This is a genomic window from Amantichitinum ursilacus (genome assembly GCF_001294205.1).
Lineage (GTDB): Bacteria > Pseudomonadota > Gammaproteobacteria > Burkholderiales > Chitinibacteraceae > Amantichitinum > Amantichitinum ursilacus.
Genome location: NZ_LAQT01000030.1, coordinates 1 through 15479 on the forward strand (window position 1 = coordinate 1; position 15479 = coordinate 15479).

Sequence of the window (15479 nt, forward strand, 5' to 3'; positions counted from 1 at the left end):
AACTAGTTACTGACATCGGTACGGTACCGCTGTCTCTGCGTTTCGCTGTGTTTGCTGCAGCAGGGAGGCGAAATATACGGCCAGGCCGCCGGACCGTCAACACCTTGCTGCAAACAAAATCGGGCAAAGTAACTAAACCACTAAAAACAAAGAGAATTTTCTTACGCCTTTTTTCGCTTTGTCCTACGCAATGCGGGGTTCTATTTGCTGGTGTCGTCGCCAAATCGACGCAATTGGCTAAATGCCGCCAGTTCCCACCCTCGCATCGCCAATAAAAGCCCCGTTCCATGCCGCCTGGCCAGTGGTGTTTCAAGGCTTTCCTGATGCAACTCGGCAAAGCGCTGCCGCAGTTTGCGGATTTCGGCATGCATCCGCGTCAAGGCATCTGCCGACAACATGCCATGTGAGAACGCCAGCACTTCATCAGCGCCGCCAAAATCGCCACGTAGAAAATCCGGCATGCCTTTCTGGCGGAAAAACGTGCGGATCGGCCCGTCAGGCAGCCAGTCGAAGTTGCGCGCTACATTCAACCGGATGCGGTTACCCGGCAGAAAATGGATCAGCCGCAGCCGGTCCAGTCGCACCAGCAGGCGAACACACTCGTGCTCGCTCAGCTTATAAACGTTAACGATGTCGGCCAGCTCCCAATGATTGAGCGCACACACTGCAACCAGTAACAGCGGCACCTCGGACACCAGTTCGCGTTCTTGCGCTTCGCTTAACAGATGCAACTGGTTTTCGCCCACGACCGCTTCTTGCGTCAGCTCGGCCAGCGTAAAGCCCAACAGATTGCTGATTTCGATTAACCGGTCAACGCCCAAGCGGCGCGAGGCAAACATGCGTTTAACGCTGGGCTCGGATAGTTTGAGCGCCTCGCCCAGCGTGCGATAGGTATAACCCTGACTTTTAAGATGGCGTTTAAGCGTGGAAACCAGTTGATCGAGTTCAGCCATAGTCGGTTTGCTTTTCTTATATATATGTAGAGATCACGTCAGCGCGATTTCGTAGCGCACATGGTCGGTCCGCGTGGCCAGTTTGTCGTACGCCGCACGCGCCGCCAGATTGTCGGTATTGGTAATCCAGTAGATGCGTGCCCAGTCTTGCGCTTGCGCCAATGCTCGTAGCTGCGCAATCAATGCGGATGCCACGCCCATCCTGCGGCCCGCGGGCGCCACAAACAGGTCTTCCAGGTATGCGATGGTGCGCGCGCTCCACGTATGCGGATGGCACACGTAGTGACAAAAGCCGACCAGCTCGCCTGCCGGATTGAACGCACCCAGGCCGTAGATCGACGAGTCAGCGTCCAAGATGCGCTGCCAGGTGGCGGCACAAACGGCCGGATCAACCGCCGCCGAATAGAACGCGCAATAGTCTTGCCACAACGTCAGCCAGCCACTGTGGTCAGCACTTTGCAAAGGTCGGATCAACATCGGTAATGCGCTCTTATATATAGGAGAGGACGGTGCGCCTGCATTCTAGTCGCGGGCCAACGCCGCACGCTAACAGCATGGGTGATCAGTGCTGCAATTGTTTCTTCAACGTAACAACCGCCCTCGCCTGCTACGGCGCACGAATGCACAGACCAGGTCGTCCAGCATCGCTGCGAGCGCGTTGACAGTAATTAGTGACGTCTTGCGCCGCCCCGGCTCAGCTCTTATAAAGGCATACCCCGGCGCTTGGGGAACCCGTAGGCCGCGTTGGCACTCGATAGCCAGGCGCCTTCGCGTTGACGTATATCGCGCATTTTTAATAACAACGAGGTCAGGCATGAATTGGCTCCTGGTAGGTATCGTCGCCCTGATTGCGGCGCCGTTCCTGGTCATCATCGGTAACCGGCAACCGCGTGAAGGCGCGGAGGCGCCGCAACTGGTGCAATACGGCTATCTGGCCGGCATTATTGGTCTGTTTATTTTGCTGGTGCAGTGGATGTCCATCAGCGCCGCCATGCTGATCTTTTTGCTGGGCACTGGTGTCATCTGGGCGTTTGATAAATGGATGCACAAGGCGCGCGCCGACAAACTCCGCCCGGATTGGGCTGAATACGGCCGTGGCTTCTTTCCCGTATTGCTGGTGGTGTTTGTGCTGCGCGCGTTTGTGGTCGAGCCCTACCAGATTCCTTCGTCATCGATGCGACCCGGTCTGGTGGTGGGCGACTTTATTCTGGTGAACAAATTTACTTATGGTCTGCGCGTGCCGATTCTGAACACGGTGTTTGCCCATATTGGCAGCCCGCAGCATGGCGATGTGATGGTGTTCAACCATCCGGACAAACCCGAGATCAATCTGATCAAGCGCGTGATTGGTGTACCGGGGGACACGGTCGAATATCGCAACAAGCAGTTATATATAAATGGCGTTGCCCTGCCCACCCAGCCTGCAGGTGAGCACGACTATATAGAGGGCGGCGATATGCAGGTCCGCAACCTGCAATTTGCCGAGAAACATGGCGAGCACCTGTATAACACCCTGCAAGCCATCGATAACCCGCCCGCGGTTAACCTGGCGGCAGTCGAAGACTTTCAGTATCGCGAAAACTGTCAGTACGACACCAATGCGTTTACCTGCAAAGTACCCGAAGGCCATTACTTCATGATGGGCGATAACCGCGATCACTCTGGCGACGGCCGATACTTCGGTTTTGTGCCTGATAAATACCTGGTCGGCAAAGCGTTCTTTGTCTGGTTTAACCTGGGCCACCTCAACCGGATCGGCACGGTTATTCACTAAGGCCGCCCGCCCTGCCTGCGCCGACGTCCGGGTCGCCGATCACCGCCAACGGCAAAACCCGGGCGTGCGAGACCGTTAACAAGGTGGTCATCGCAGCCCCTGCCGCGGGCACGGCGCGCGTGGCAATCGCCTCGTGCACGGCCGAGTAATACATCAGATCTTCGCCCGGGTTGGAGCCGTGCCGGTGCAACATGCCCGATGACACACGCAAAGCCGCCTTAATGGCGCCACCGATCGTAATAAACATGCCATTACGCGACGCATTGATAATCGCCAGATGGAAATCCAGATCGGCCTGCGCCGCCATGCGCACATCGTTGCCCGCGTTGGCCAGCTCGGTATAACGCCGGCCAATCTGGCGCAAGTCTTCATCGGTGCCATGTAGCGCGGCCAACTGGCTGGCGCGCGGCTCAAAGCACAAGCGCATCTCGAAGATGTCTTGCACGATGGCGCGATCAAACTGTGCCTCCAGCCGCCACGCCAATACGTCGCGATCCAGCAGATTCCAGTCGGTAAAGGGCAGCACGCGCGTGCCGATCTTGGGCGACACCTCCAGCAGCCGCTTGCCCGCCAGATGTTTGATCGCCTCGCGGATCGTGGTACGGCTAACGCCATAAGCCGCACACAATTCCGGCTCGATCGGTAGCAAATCGCCGGGCCGAAATTCGCCGCTGACTACGCGCATCCCCAGAATGCGCGCCACCTGCGCGCTCATGGTGCCAACCAGCGGTTCCCGTTCAAACACTGAGTGGGCCTCCGCGCTCATTACGCCACCATGGCGCGGCGCTAGCGGGTTTCACCGTTGCCTTGGCCGCGCCGGTCATTGGCTTGCGTTACGATCACGTTCCAGGAGCCGGGCTTTAGCCGCGCAATAATGGTTTCGCCATCGGCACGCACGTCGTGGTTAAAACCCGGCGTAACGGTCTCGGGCGCTTCGCGCGTATTGGTGGCTTTCATATTGGTGTGATGCAATTCCAGCGCCTGCGTAATCTGACGCTCACGGCCCAGCCCGCGCAATTCAATGCGCAATTCCATCTCTTCGGTTAAATGCCGATTCAGCGCAAAAATCACGCTCTGGCCGGTGGTTTCATCGTCCACTACGCTGGCGCACAAATAGGGGATCTCGGCGAATGATTTAGCGCTATAAGACGGCGAATCAATCACCGGGCGCAGCACGCGGCCGTGAGCAAATTGCGAGGCTTGGGCAAACGGATAAAAAATGGTTTGCCGCCACGCCGCGCCGCCCGGCTCAGTCATGATCGGCCCAATCACATTAACCAGTTGCGCCAGGCACGCCGTTTTAACGCGATCGCAATTGTTCATCATCACGATCAACGCGCCGCCATTGACCAGCGCGTCTTCAAAGTTATAAACCTCTTCAATCAGCCGCGGCGCCTGCGGCCAGCCTGGCTTGCGCAGATCGTCGATGCTGCGCGCCTTGTACCAAACGTTCCATTCATCAAACGACAGCATGATGCGTTTGCGCGAATGTTTACGCGCAGCAACCCCATCCGCCACCGCGACAATTTCTTTGATGAATTGATCGGTCTGTTCGATATTGCCAAAAAACTCTTCGGTCGAATCGTAGCGATTGGTGAAATACGTATGCAGCGAAATAAAATCGACCTCATCAAAACAATGGTCGAGCACTGTATGTTCCCATTCGCCATAAGTGGGCATATCCCATTGCGAAGAACCGCAAGCGGCCAAGGTAATCGTGGGATCTACCTGGCGCATCACCTTGGCGGTCTCTAATGCAATGCGGCCGTATTCCTGCGGCGTTTTGCGGCAGATTTGCCACGGGCCATCCATTTCATTGCCCAGGCACCAGAACTTGATATCGTGCGGCTTTTCCACGCCATGTTCGCGACGCAGATCACTAAGCGCGGTGCCGCCCGGATGATTGCAATATTCGACGAAATGGCGCGCTTCATCGGGGCCGCGCGTGCCCAGGTTGACGCCAAACATGGGTTCCACTCCCGCCTTGTCAGCCCAGCGCATAAATTCATTGGTGCCAAACTGGTTGGTCTCGGTGGAATACCACGCCAGATCCAGCCGCACCGGGCGCTGGTCTTTGGGCCCAACGCCATCTTCCCAGTTGTAGCCCGACATGAAATTGCCGCCCGGATAACGCACGATGGTCGGGCCCAGTTCGCGGGTCAGATCCAGCACGTCTTGCCGGAAGCCGTCTTCATCGGCGCTGGGATGGTCCGGTTCATAAATGCCGGTGTAGACGCAACGGCCCATATGCTCGACAAAAGTGCCAAACAAGCGGCGGTCGAGATCGGCAATGGCAAAGTCGCGGTCAACAATAAGGCGCGCACTGATCATGGCGAACGTTCCTGCAAAAAGTCCAAGAAGAAGTTGCCGTGGCGCTGCAAGGCCACGGCCAGAGCGGTTGGCAGCGGCTTAATGCACGCTTGCCAGCAAGGTATTCACGCGGCTTTCGATGGCATCCTCGACCGCCGGGATGGCTTTGCCCGACAGCATCATGCTGGAGATTTCCTCACCAATAATGGCTTCGATGGCGCGTTGGCGTGGCACATTGCTGGGGGTGGTTACGCCAATCTGCGTAATCTCCAGGATGTTTTTGCGATAAGGCAGGCCTTGGTACTGCGCGCTCTGCACCACCTTGTTGTTGGCGGGCAAATGGCCGGTGCGGGACCAGTCGTAATCGTGGTCCCATAAAAATTTGAGAAAACTCAGCGCCGCTTTCTTCTCGGCATCGTTATGCGTGCCGCCTTTGATCAGCACCCAGCTATGGCCATCGGCAAAAATCGCTTTCTTGCCGTAGAGATTGGCAAACGGCACCACGTCGTAACCGTCATGTAATGGCGAATCGGCCTTGGCTGCGGCGACCAGAAAATCATTGATGGTCCAGTTGCCGACTACGTCCACCGCCACATCGCCACTGGTAAAGGCTTGCTGGGTAGCGCCATAGTCCAGGCCTTTCTTGATATAGCCCTCGGTCCACAGCTTGTTCATCAGCGTGAGCGCGTTGGTGGCCGCCGGGGTATGCACGCTGATCTTGCGACCATCCGCGCCGAACACCTGCGCATTCTGTTGGTACATCAGCGTGAGAAAGGTACGGGTGGGCGCGGCGGTTTCGTTGGCGGTGGTCCACGAGAAATACGGTTTGCCGGTTGCGTCCTTGATCTTTTTGGCCTGCGCCAGCAACTCGTCCGGCGATTTGGGCAGGATGGGCTGACCATCCGGCGTGGTCAGGCCCGCTTTCTTGAAATAGTTAACATTGATATGCCACAGCCACGACCACGTATCGAACGGCAGCGCATAGGTTTTGCCGCCGATGACCACGCCGCGTTTGGCATGCGGGGTAAAGTCGGCCGTGTTGATACCTACGCTTTTGAAGCCATCATCGAGCGGCTCCACCAGTTTGCGGCTGACAAAATCGCCCAGCACCGATTGATGCATGACGGCAATGGTCGGCACGTTATGCGCCACGATGCGGGAGGTGAGCTGATCGTAATACGGGCCCCACTCTGCCACTTCGGCTTTCACCACCACACCCTCCTTGTTGGTGGCGTTGTACTGATTGACCAAAGAAGTAATCGTGCCGCATTCACCCGTGGCTTTGCTGACATCCGTCACCTTGCCGTAATCGGCTTCGCAGGCGCCAAAAAAGCGGGCCAGCGTGATTTCGGTGGCGGCATGGCCAGTGCCGAGCGCAGCGCCCAGACACAAAGCCAACAGGGATCGAGTCGTCATACCGGCTTGCATTGTTGTTGTCTCCTGAGGATATAAACGCAGCGCGGCAGTGCGCCGCACCACGGCTAGCGCACGGTGGTTCCGGCCACCGCAGAAACGATGTGTTTCTGGAAAAACAGGTAGATGACAAAGATCGGCAAGCCGGCAAACACCGCTTGCGCCATCAGATAACCGATGCCTTCCGACTGGGCAAAATTGCTCTGGGTGGCCGCCAGACCCAAAGTCAGCGTGTACATATCGGGTTTGGACGCCGAAATCAGCGGCCACAGATAGTCGTTCCAGGCCGTCAGAAAGGTGAAGATGCCCAGCGTGGCCTGCGCCGGAATCGACAGCGGCAAGACGATGCGCAAAAAGATTTTCCAGCGCGGCGTGCTATCGAGGAGCGCGGCTTCTTCAATGTCTTTGGGAATGGCCTTGAAATACTGCGTCATCAAGAACACGCCAAACGGGGCGGCTAGCCGCGGCAGAATCAGCCCGCTATAGGTGTTGTGCAAATCCAGATCGGCAAACAGACGGTGCAAGGGGATAACCACTGCTTGCTCGGGCACTGCCAGCCCGGCCAGCACAAATACATATAACGCTTTCTGCCCCGGAAATGCGGTGCGGGCAAAACCATAGCCAGCCAGCGAGCACAACACCAAGGTCAGCAGCGTTTGCGTTACCGACACGATGCAGCTATTGGCAATCCAGCGAAACACCGACGAGGTGCCCAGGATATCGGTGTAATTCTTGAGCGTGTACGGCGCGCCCAGCACCACATCGGTGTGCTGCGCCAGAAAGGCATTGGGTTTAAACGACAGCGCAAAAACCCAGGCCAGCGGCGCGATCCACAACAAGGCCAGCACCATCACCGCGGCCAGAATCAGGTGGTCGCCCATGCGGCGGCCAGCGTGTTGACGTGCGCTCATGTGGATTCTCCGGATTGGGTCTGGCCGCGTTTGCTGATCCACATCTGAAGGGCCACGCCGATCAACATCAGGCCGAACAACACTTGCGCCGCCGCCGCGCTGTAGCCCAAGGCCCATTGCTGAAAGCCGGCCTCGTAAATGAACTGCACCAAGGGGCGCGAGCTATTGTTGGGGCCGCCATTAGTCATCAATTGCGCCTGACCAAATAACTGGAATTGCAGGATCACTTCGATAATTGCCACCAAGGCCACGGTTTTGCGTAATTGCGGCAAGGTAATCGACCAGAACGTGCGCCAGCGGCCGGCGTTGTCCATGGCGGCGGCTTCATAGATCTCTTCGGGAATTTGCTGGAGCGCGGCCAGAAACAACATCATCGGCAATCCGATAATCCACCACACCGTAACCAGCGCAATGGCGGGCAAAGCCAGCGCACTGCTGGTCAGCGGATTGATACTCGCCAGGCCCAGGCTGTGCATCACATTGGCCAGCAGGCCTTTGTCGGTCATGAACACCAGCCGCCAGACCAACGTGACGATGGTGACCGACAGCACCGACGAGCCGAAGAAAATGGTGCGCAAGGCGGTGCCGACACGATCTTGCCGGTTGAGCGCCAGGGCCAGCGCCAGCCCTAGCGCCACAAACGCGGGCGTGGTCATCAGCACAAACAGAAAGGTATTGCGGATGGCGCCACGAAAAATATCGTCGTGCCATAGCCGGGCAAAGTTGGCCAGGCCGATAAAGGCGCGGTCGCCCGACAGCACGTCAACATCGTTAAGACTAAGCCACAAACCAGTGACGACCGGTACTACCAGCAGCGCGATATAAACCAGCACAAAAGGCAGCACAAACAAGGCGTTACTCCAGTGCTGCACGCCTTTGACCTTAGGCTGACTGGAGGCGCGCGCGGCCGCCGGCAGCGCAGAGAGCGTTGTTGTCATGGCGGCGCCCTTATGCGGCATGCCAGGCAAGCCCGGCTTCATCAAACAGATGCACATGCTCGGGCTCGAAGTGCAGGCCGACCAGATCGCCGCTGGCTACTGGCGATTCACGATGCGCTTGCGCCACCACGCTGTGACCATTGCTGAGCGTGACGTACACCAGCGTGCGCTCGCCCAGCCGCTCAATCACATCGGCACGACCGCGCACCGGCGAGGCATCATCCAGCGTCAGCGATTCGGCCCGCACACCGGCCACCAGTTTTGCGTCCTTGCGCGCTGCCTGCGTGGGAACGCCGGTCTGCAATTCGGTGCCATCGGCCAGCCGTACCTTGATGCAATCCGCTTCGGCCGCCACCGGGATGGCATCAATAAAATTCATGGCAGGCGAGCCAATAAAACCGGCCACAAAGCGCGTGGCGGGTTTGCGATAAATCTCAATTGGCGTGCCCATCTGTTCGATGCGACCGCGATTCATCACCACGATGCGGCTGGCCAGCGTCATCGCCTCAACCTGGTCATGCGTCACAAAAACCATGGTGGTTTTCAGGCGTTGATGCAGCCGCGCCAATTCAACCCGGGTACGGTTGCGTAATGCGGCATCCAGATTTGATAACGGCTCGTCAAACAGGAATGCGCCCGGTTCCTTGACCACCGCGCGCCCGATCGCCACGCGCTGGCGCTGCCCGCCCGACAGCTGGATCGGCTTGCGCGCCAGCATGCCTTCCAGTTCAAGCATGCGCGCCGCCTCGGTAATGCGCCGGTCGATTTCCGCGGCAGGCACGTTCACGTTGCGCAGGCCAAAGGCCATGTTCTCGCGCACCGTCATATGCGGATAAAGCGCGTAATGCTGAAACACCATTGCAAGATCCCGCTCGCCGGGCGCGCTGGCCGTCACGTCCTGGCCACCAATCCTGATCTGGCCGGCGCTGACTGGCTCCAGCCCTGCAATCATGCGCAACAGCGTGGATTTGCCACAGCCCGATGGCCCCAGGAAAACCAGGAACTCGCCCGATTCAATCTCCAGATTGAACTCCGGAATAATCTCGGTGCCGCCATAGCGTTTGTTGACGCCCACCAGCTGTATGCCTGCCATGGTTCACTCCGCCGCTTTGGTGCTTTCGTATGATGAATCGCATCATAGGGGCGCGCTGACAGCCGCCAACATGGCGGTTTTTGCTGGCTTTGTGGACGAACCGGCTGGATTGTAGTGTGCGCTGCAGCACTACATTTTTGATCCCTGCGTGTGCCGTACCCGCCTTGCGGATTGGCCATTGCCACGGCCATCAAATTCTCATTTTTATCAAATAAAACCCGAATCCAATCCATTCAGAGATATAGGAATAGTACTAGTTAATTCGATAATTTCCGTTGTGATTTGATTCAACTCAAACAATTGCATTTGCACGCCATCAAATATTTTGACGCCAAGGAAAAAATCATTCCGCTGTGTCAATTCGTATGCTTCTTTATAATAGCTGCAGAAGTTTTCAATTCAATCGTTTTTCGTTTCTTATCAAGGAATTCTCAAATGTCGCAATCCGCTTTTATTGCCGAACCGTTTGCATTGCCTTTTGATAAAAAGACAACCGCATTGGTCATGATTGATATGCAACGCGATTTCGTTGAACCCGCCGGTTTTGGTGAAGCATTGGGTAATGATGTTTCGCTGGTGCGCGTTGCCATCCAGCCTTGCAAGCAAGTGCTGGAAGCCGCCCGCAAGGCTGGCTTGCTGGTGGTCCATACACGCGAAGGCCATCGCCCTGACCTCACCGATTGCCCGCCTGCCAAACTGACTCGCGGCGGCAAAACCTTTATTGGCAGCAAGGGCCCGATGGGTCGCATCCTGGTACGCGGTGAAGCCGGCCACGACCTGATCCCCGAGCTGTACCCGATTGCAGGCGAGCCGGTGATCGATAAACCGGGCAAAGGCGCGTTTTATCAGACCGACCTGCATCTGATCCTGCAAAACCGCGGCATCAAAACGCTGATTGTGTGCGGCGTAACCACCGAAGTGTGCGTCACCACCACCGTGCGCGAAGCCAATGATCGCGGCTTTGAATGCCTGGTGCCGGCCGATTGCGTGGGTTCGTACTTCCCGGAATTCCAGAAAGCGTCGCTGGAAATGATCAAAGCGCAGGGCGCTATCTTTGGTTGGGTCAGCAATGCCAGCAATGTTATCGCTGCACTCGCTGCCTGATGCTTGCGCGTTGCGCCTCACCACACGGTTGCCCGCGCTGTCGGCGGGCTACCTGTTGCGACGGCGCTGGCACGAAGACCAGCTTCTACGCGTGCACAGTTGCTTTAGGCATGCGCTGAATCTGGTCTGGCACGACGGTCGCCTGTGCACATTGCTGTCGGCCCCCGCCGCCGCCCAGCCCCGGGCTGTTGCTGTCGCGGTGCCGGATGATTGGGATTGGCGCCAGCATTGCGACCCCGGCCAGTGGTTGATCTATCGGCAAGGCACGCTGTTTGCGCCCCGGCACTGGCATATCGATCTGACCGCCGCTCCTGTCTGGGAACCATCGCGTGCGCGGGCTCTACTTGATGCATTGCCCGCAGCCCGGTTGCAACAGGTGCATGACTTGCTGGCCGCTCAATTGCAGGCCTACGCGGCGCAACAGTCCGGACACAGCGTGCTCCAGCTTTTGCCGGTCGCGACCACGGGGTTACCGATCGCGCAGTGGCATAGCCAGACCAGCACGCTGGAACTGCAACGTCACGTCAACGCACTACTCGGCCTCGGCCGTGGTTTGACGCCCGATGGTGACGATTACTTGTTGGGTTATCTGGCCGCATTGCATCACTGCCATCGACTGACGGCGCATTTTCGTGTCATGGCGAATGCGATCAAGCAGGGTTTATTACGTACCACCGAAATTAGTCAACATTATTTGCAATTAGCGATTCAGGGCCATTTTTCACAATCAATTTTGATTCTGATTGATTCAATTGCGACTAATCCGCAGCCCGAAATCCTGAAAGACGCGGCTCAATCCGTCATGCAATACGGCGCCAGTTCCGGCATTGATGTATTAGCCGGCTTTTTGCACGGATCAAGAACCATCGCGCTGGCCGTAGCGCAATGGGACAGCAAGCGCATCAAGCAACACACATCAATACAAGCGTGACCGCCGTCGGCGGACAACGTAGCGATCTATCACCGAATAAAGGGTTGATCATGCAGATCAAACATCAGATTTTTCGTAACCGCTATCAGGACTCCGTGTCGCTGATGCAGATTTCCGCCCGGATTTCTGCACTGGCCGATATCGCGCAGGCGTCGGTGGTGATGGGCACGCCCACCAACCAGGCGCAACTGGTAGAAGCAGGCCTGGCGTGTAGCGAAAGCGCGGGCCCCAACGACCTGATCATCGCCGTGCGCGGCAGTGCCGCGGCGTGCGACGAAGCCTTGGCATTGGCCGCGACGGCGCTGGACAGCAAACCCGCCAGCGGCGGCGAATCCAGCGTCGTCGAGGCGGCGCCCAACAACCTGGCGCGCGCACAGGCATTGCATGCCGAGGCCAATCTGGCGCTGATCTCGGTGCCCGGCGATTATGCCGCGGCCGAGGCCATCAAGGCCTTGCGCCTGGGCATGCACGTGATGCTGTTCAGCGACAACATCAGCCTGGCGCTGGAAAAGCGGATCAAGACGTTCGCCCAGCAGCAAAAGCGCCTGGTGATGGGGCCGGATTGTGGCACCGCCATTATCAATGGCATGCCGCTGGGTTTTGCCAATGTGGTCAAACGCGGCGCCATCGGCGTGGTTGGCGCATCAGGCACCGGTGTGCAAGAAGTGACCTGCCGCATCGACCAATTGGGCTCGGGCATTTCGCAGGCACTGGGCACTGGTGGTCATGATCTGCATGACGACATCGGTGGTCTGTCGATGCAAGCCGGCCTGGAAGCGTTGGCCGAAGACCCGGCCACCCAGGTGATCGTACTGGTCTCCAAGCCGCCGGCACGCGAAGTGGCCGACCGTATCCTGGCGCAAGCGCAAAAAGCCGGCAAACCGGTGGTGGTGCATTTCCTCGGCGCAGATCCCGCCAGCGTGGCGCGCCCCGGGATTACGGTCGCCCACACACTGGCTCATACCGCCGAAGTGGCCGTCGCGCTGGAACGGGCGCAAGCAGCGCCTGCAGTCGCGAGCGCCCTGTCAGCGCAAGACGCGCAGCTGCTGAATGCCGCTGCTGCCAGCCTGGCCGCCCAACGCAGCGACATCCGTGGCGTATTTGCCGGCGGCACGTTCTGCTTTGAAGCCCAACTACTGTGCCAACGCGCCGGTTTCGTGGCGGCGTCCAATACGCCAGTCAAAGGCAACAGCATGATCGCGGATCGTTGGCAAAGTCATGGCCACACGCTGGTCGACATGGGCGATGACGAATACACGCGCGGCCGCCCGCATCCAATGATCGACCCCACCCTGCGTAATCAACGCATCCTGGCCGAGCTGACCGACCCTGCCACCGCCGTCGTGCTGTTTGACGTGGTGCTGGGTTATGGCGCCGCGGCTGACCCGGTGGCCGAACTGCTTGAAGTCTGCAGCAAGGCGCGCCAGCAAGCCGCCGCCGCCGCCCTGCCCGTGCTGGTCGCCCACGTCTGCGGCACCGCGGCTGATCCGCAAGACCGCGCCCGCCAGATTACCCGCTTGCGTCAGGCGGGCGTACTGGTGGCCGACTGCAACGCACAAGCCGCGCAATGGGCCAGCCACGTCGCCCTTCAACAAGCCGCCCGCCGCACAGCGGGTGTTGCCGGAGCCGCACAATGAATATCCGTACCTCACTGTTTGAACAACCGCTGGATGTAATCAACCTGGGTCTGGCGTCGTTTGCAGACAACCTTGTCCTGGCTGGCGGCGCCGCCACCCAACTGGATTGGCAACCGCCCGCACTCGGCGACGTGGCCGCTGGCCTCGATCTGGCCTGGCTGATCAACCATCCGCGTGTCGAAGCCGCCAACCAGATTGCATTTGAGCGCTATCTGGCCGCACAGCCCGCGCTGATCGATGTGCAATTTGCTCGTGACACGCTTCCTGCGATGGCGCAGCGCAAGCTGATTCTGCACGCTGGTCCGCCTATTGCCTGGGCCGATATGTGTGGCCCGATGCAAGGTGCCATTGTCGGCGCGGCCATTTTTGAAGGCTGGGCTGATAGCGTCGAAGCCGCTACCGCGCTGGTGGAAGCGGGCCAGATCGACGTGGAACCGTGCCATCACCACAATGTGGTGGGCCCGATGGCCGGCATTGTCAGTCCGTCCATGCCGCTGTGGGTTATCCAGAACACCACCAATGGCAGCTTTGCCTACTGCAACTTCAACGAAGGTCTCGGCAAGGTGCTGCGCTTTGGCGCGAATGGGCCGGAAGTGCTGGAACGCCTGCACTGGATGACGCAAGAACTGGCGCCCACGCTGCAAGCGGCGCTCAAGGTACTCGGCCCGCTGGAGCTGAAGCCCATCATGGCGCAAGCGCTGCACATGGGCGACGAAGTCCACAACCGCAATGCCGCCGCCACCGGCCTGCTGCTCAAACGCCTGGTGCCCGCACTACTGCGCTGCGGCCAGCCCGCCGACCACGTGCAACGTGCGATCGAGTTTATCTATAGCAACGACCATTTCTTCCTCAACCTGTCGATGGCTGCGTGCAAAGCGATGACCGATGCCGCCAGCGGCGTGCCGTGCAGTTCCATGGTGACGGTGATGGCGCGCAATGGCGTCAACTTTGGCATTCAGGTTTCCGGCACTGGCAAGCGCTGGTATCAGGCGCCCGCTAACCCCATTAACGGTTTGTATTTTCCGGGCTACAGCGCAGCAGATGCCACGGCGGATCTAGGCGATAGCGCGATTACCGAAACTGCGGGCGTCGGTGGCTTTGCCATGGCCTCATCCCCGGCGATCGTCAAATTTGTGGGCGGCACGCCCGCGGACGCCACGCAAAACAGCCGTCGCATGCAAAGCATTACGCTGGGCTCCAATCCTGCGTTTACCCTGCCTGCGCTTGATTTCGCGCCCACTGCGGCCGGTGTCGATATCCGCAAAGTAGTCGACAGCGGCACGCTGCCCATCATCAATACCGGCATCGCGCACAAGCTGGCTGGCGTTGGCCAGATCGGCGCGGGCATCACCACCGCACCGATGCCCGGCTTTATCGAGGCCATCCGTGCCCTGGCCGAGCAAGTCCGACTGGCCGATGGAGGTGCAGCATGAAGCCGCGTCTCGCCGTCGTTGCCGTGGGGGGCAACGCACTGATCCGTGATGATCAGCACACCAGCATTCCCGATCAATACGAAGCCGTGATCGAAAGCGTCAGCCATATCGTCCCGCTGATCGAAGCGGGCTGGAACGTGGTGCTCACGCACGGCAATGGCCCGCAAGTGGGTTTTATCCTGCGCCGCTCAGAACTGGCCGCGCTTGAAGTGGCCCCCGTGCCGCTCGATTACGCCGTGGGCGATACCCAAGGCGCCATTGGCTACATGTTCCAGAAAGCGCTCACCAACGAATTGCAACGGCGCGGCCTGATCAAGCCGGTGATTACGCTGGTTACGCAAACCCGCGTCAGCCTCAGCGATCCGGCGTTCCGCAACCCCGCCAAACCGGTCGGCGCCTTCCTTGACGAAGACACTGCGCGTATCCGCCAGCGTGAGCTGGGCTGGACCGTGATGGAAGACGCGGGCCGCGGCTGGCGTCGCACCGTGGCATCCCCGCAACCGCAAGAAATTCTTGAAAGCGGCCTGATCGGCCAGCTGGTCGAGCAAGGCTGCGTGGTGATTGCGTGTGGTGGTGGCGGCATCCCGGTGGTGCGCGATGAGCACCAGCAATTGCAAGGCGTGGAAGCGGTTATCGACAAAGACCTGGCCTCGGCGCTGCTGGCTACGCAACTGGGCGCGGATCTGCTGTTGATCCCGACTGGCGTCGAGCAAGTAGCGATCAATTTTGGCAAGCCAGACCAGCAATGGCTTAACCAGCTCAGCCTGGAAGAAGCGCAGGCGCTGATCGAACAAGGCCAGTTTGGCGCGGGCAGCATGCTGCCCAAAGTCGAAGCGATTCTGGGTTTTGTCGAGCAATCGCGTCAGCAAGGCAAGGCCGCCAGCGGGTTGATTACCAGCCCCGCCGCGATTGGCCGCGCCTTGTCGCGCGAGACCGGCACCTGGATCAACGCCTGATTTGCACTTACCGATTTTTTACTGAA

General features: G+C 58.9%; 14 protein-coding genes. 6 read left to right on the forward strand and 8 right to left on the reverse strand.

The genetic code is table 11. The annotated features are described in order from the left end of the window. Positions 1–200: 200 nt before the first annotated feature. Together WG78_RS17510 and WG78_RS17515 are read right to left on the reverse strand one after the other, a co-directional pair. A complete protein-coding gene (locus WG78_RS17510) occupies positions 201–953 on the reverse strand; it encodes a helix-turn-helix domain-containing protein (RefSeq protein ID WP_053939139.1) in 753 nt (250 codons plus the stop codon). Between the two features lie 33 nt (positions 954–986). Beyond that, positions 987–1430 (reverse strand): GNAT family N-acetyltransferase, encoded by a 444-nt coding sequence (locus WG78_RS17515; RefSeq protein WP_053939140.1) that lies wholly within the window; start codon positions 1428–1430, stop codon positions 987–989. A 337-nt stretch (positions 1431–1767) separates the two neighbouring features. Between WG78_RS17515 and lepB the strand changes: the two genes are divergently transcribed. Further along, a complete protein-coding gene (gene lepB / locus WG78_RS17520) occupies positions 1768–2727 on the forward strand; it encodes a signal peptidase I (RefSeq protein WP_053939141.1) in 960 nt (319 codons plus the stop codon). On the opposite strand, the gene WG78_RS17525 is transcribed toward lepB, so the two are convergent. From WG78_RS17525 to WG78_RS17550, 6 genes are all read right to left on the reverse strand, one after another. Then, on the reverse strand, positions 2717–3472 hold the full coding sequence (locus tag WG78_RS17525; protein ID WP_053939201.1) for a FadR/GntR family transcriptional regulator: 756 nt from the start codon (positions 3470–3472) through the stop codon (positions 2717–2719). The genes lepB and WG78_RS17525 overlap by 11 nt on opposite strands. A gap of 41 nt (positions 3473–3513) precedes the next feature. Further along, complete coding sequence (gene arfA / locus WG78_RS17530) at positions 3514–5058, reverse strand: arabinosylfuranosidase ArfA (RefSeq protein WP_053939142.1); 1545 nt, start codon at positions 5056–5058, stop codon at positions 3514–3516. A 78-nt stretch (positions 5059–5136) separates the two neighbouring features. Beyond that, positions 5137–6453 (reverse strand): extracellular solute-binding protein, encoded by a 1317-nt coding sequence (locus tag WG78_RS17535; RefSeq protein ID WP_201782476.1) that lies wholly within the window; start codon positions 6451–6453, stop codon positions 5137–5139. Positions 6454–6518: 65 nt separating this feature from the next. After that, positions 6519–7361 carry a carbohydrate ABC transporter permease gene (locus WG78_RS17540; RefSeq protein WP_053939144.1) on the reverse strand — a complete coding sequence of 281 codons (843 nt, stop codon included), beginning with the start codon at positions 7359–7361 and terminating at the stop codon, positions 6519–6521. Next, positions 7358–8299, reverse strand: a complete 942-nt coding sequence (locus tag WG78_RS17545) for a carbohydrate ABC transporter permease (RefSeq protein ID WP_053939202.1) — start codon at positions 8297–8299, stop codon at positions 7358–7360. The genes WG78_RS17540 and WG78_RS17545 overlap by 4 nt, the downstream gene beginning before the upstream one ends. Before the next feature lie 10 nt (positions 8300–8309). After that, complete coding sequence (locus WG78_RS17550) at positions 8310–9392, reverse strand: ABC transporter ATP-binding protein (RefSeq protein WP_053939145.1); 1083 nt, start codon at positions 9390–9392, stop codon at positions 8310–8312. 435 nt (positions 9393–9827) lie between these two features. Here WG78_RS17550 and WG78_RS17555 point away from each other — a divergent pair, with 435 nt between their 5' ends. The 5 genes from WG78_RS17555 to arcC are packed head-to-tail and all read left to right on the forward strand — an operon-like array spanning position 9828 to position 15453. Next, on the forward strand, positions 9828–10496 hold the full coding sequence (locus WG78_RS17555) for a cysteine hydrolase family protein (RefSeq protein ID WP_053939146.1): 669 nt from the start codon (positions 9828–9830) through the stop codon (positions 10494–10496). Next, positions 10471–11427, forward strand: a complete 957-nt coding sequence (locus WG78_RS23465) for an oxamate carbamoyltransferase subunit AllH family protein (RefSeq protein WP_053939147.1) — start codon at positions 10471–10473, stop codon at positions 11425–11427. Before WG78_RS17555 ends, WG78_RS23465 begins: the two co-directional genes overlap by 26 nt. A gap of 50 nt (positions 11428–11477) precedes the next feature. Continuing rightward, complete coding sequence (gene fdrA / locus WG78_RS17565; RefSeq protein ID WP_053939148.1) at positions 11478–13064, forward strand: acyl-CoA synthetase FdrA; 1587 nt, start codon at positions 11478–11480, stop codon at positions 13062–13064. After that, positions 13061–14497 carry a YlbE family protein gene (locus WG78_RS17570; protein ID WP_053939149.1) on the forward strand — a complete coding sequence of 479 codons (1437 nt, stop codon included), beginning with the start codon at positions 13061–13063 and terminating at the stop codon, positions 14495–14497. Before fdrA ends, WG78_RS17570 begins: the two co-directional genes overlap by 4 nt. Continuing rightward, a complete protein-coding gene (arcC, locus tag WG78_RS17575; RefSeq protein ID WP_053939150.1) occupies positions 14494–15453 on the forward strand; it encodes a carbamate kinase in 960 nt (319 codons plus the stop codon). Before WG78_RS17570 ends, arcC begins: the two co-directional genes overlap by 4 nt. The last annotated feature ends 26 nt before the right edge of the window (positions 15454–15479 follow it).

Bases quoted from the DNA above. Each gene is read 5' to 3' on its own strand.
- WG78_RS17510 (WP_053939139.1), bottom strand. From the start codon at position 953: ATGGCTGAACTCGATCAACTGGTTTCCACGCTTAAACGCCATCTTAAA.
- WG78_RS17515 (WP_053939140.1), bottom strand. From the start codon at position 1,430: ATGTTGATCCGACCTTTGCAAAGTGCTGACCACAGTGGCTGGCTGACG.
- lepB (WP_053939141.1), top strand. From the start codon at position 1,768: ATGAATTGGCTCCTGGTAGGTATCGTCGCCCTGATTGCGGCGCCGTTC.
- arfA (WP_053939142.1), bottom strand. From the start codon at position 5,058: ATGATCAGTGCGCGCCTTATTGTTGACCGCGACTTTGCCATTGCCGAT.
- WG78_RS17535 (WP_201782476.1), bottom strand. From the start codon at position 6,453: ATGACGACTCGATCCCTGTTGGCTTTGTGTCTGGGCGCTGCGCTCGGC.
- WG78_RS17540 (WP_053939144.1), bottom strand. From the start codon at position 7,361: ATGAGCGCACGTCAACACGCTGGCCGCCGCATGGGCGACCACCTGATT.
- WG78_RS17545 (WP_053939202.1), bottom strand. From the start codon at position 8,299: ATGACAACAACGCTCTCTGCGCTGCCGGCGGCCGCGCGCGCCTCCAGT.
- WG78_RS17550 (WP_053939145.1), bottom strand. From the start codon at position 9,392: ATGGCAGGCATACAGCTGGTGGGCGTCAACAAACGCTATGGCGGCACC.
- WG78_RS17555 (WP_053939146.1), top strand. From the start codon at position 9,828: ATGTCGCAATCCGCTTTTATTGCCGAACCGTTTGCATTGCCTTTTGAT.
- WG78_RS23465 (WP_053939147.1), top strand. From the start codon at position 10,471: ATGTTATCGCTGCACTCGCTGCCTGATGCTTGCGCGTTGCGCCTCACC.
- fdrA (WP_053939148.1), top strand. From the start codon at position 11,478: ATGCAGATCAAACATCAGATTTTTCGTAACCGCTATCAGGACTCCGTG.
- WG78_RS17570 (WP_053939149.1), top strand. From the start codon at position 13,061: ATGAATATCCGTACCTCACTGTTTGAACAACCGCTGGATGTAATCAAC.
- arcC (WP_053939150.1), top strand. From the start codon at position 14,494: ATGAAGCCGCGTCTCGCCGTCGTTGCCGTGGGGGGCAACGCACTGATC.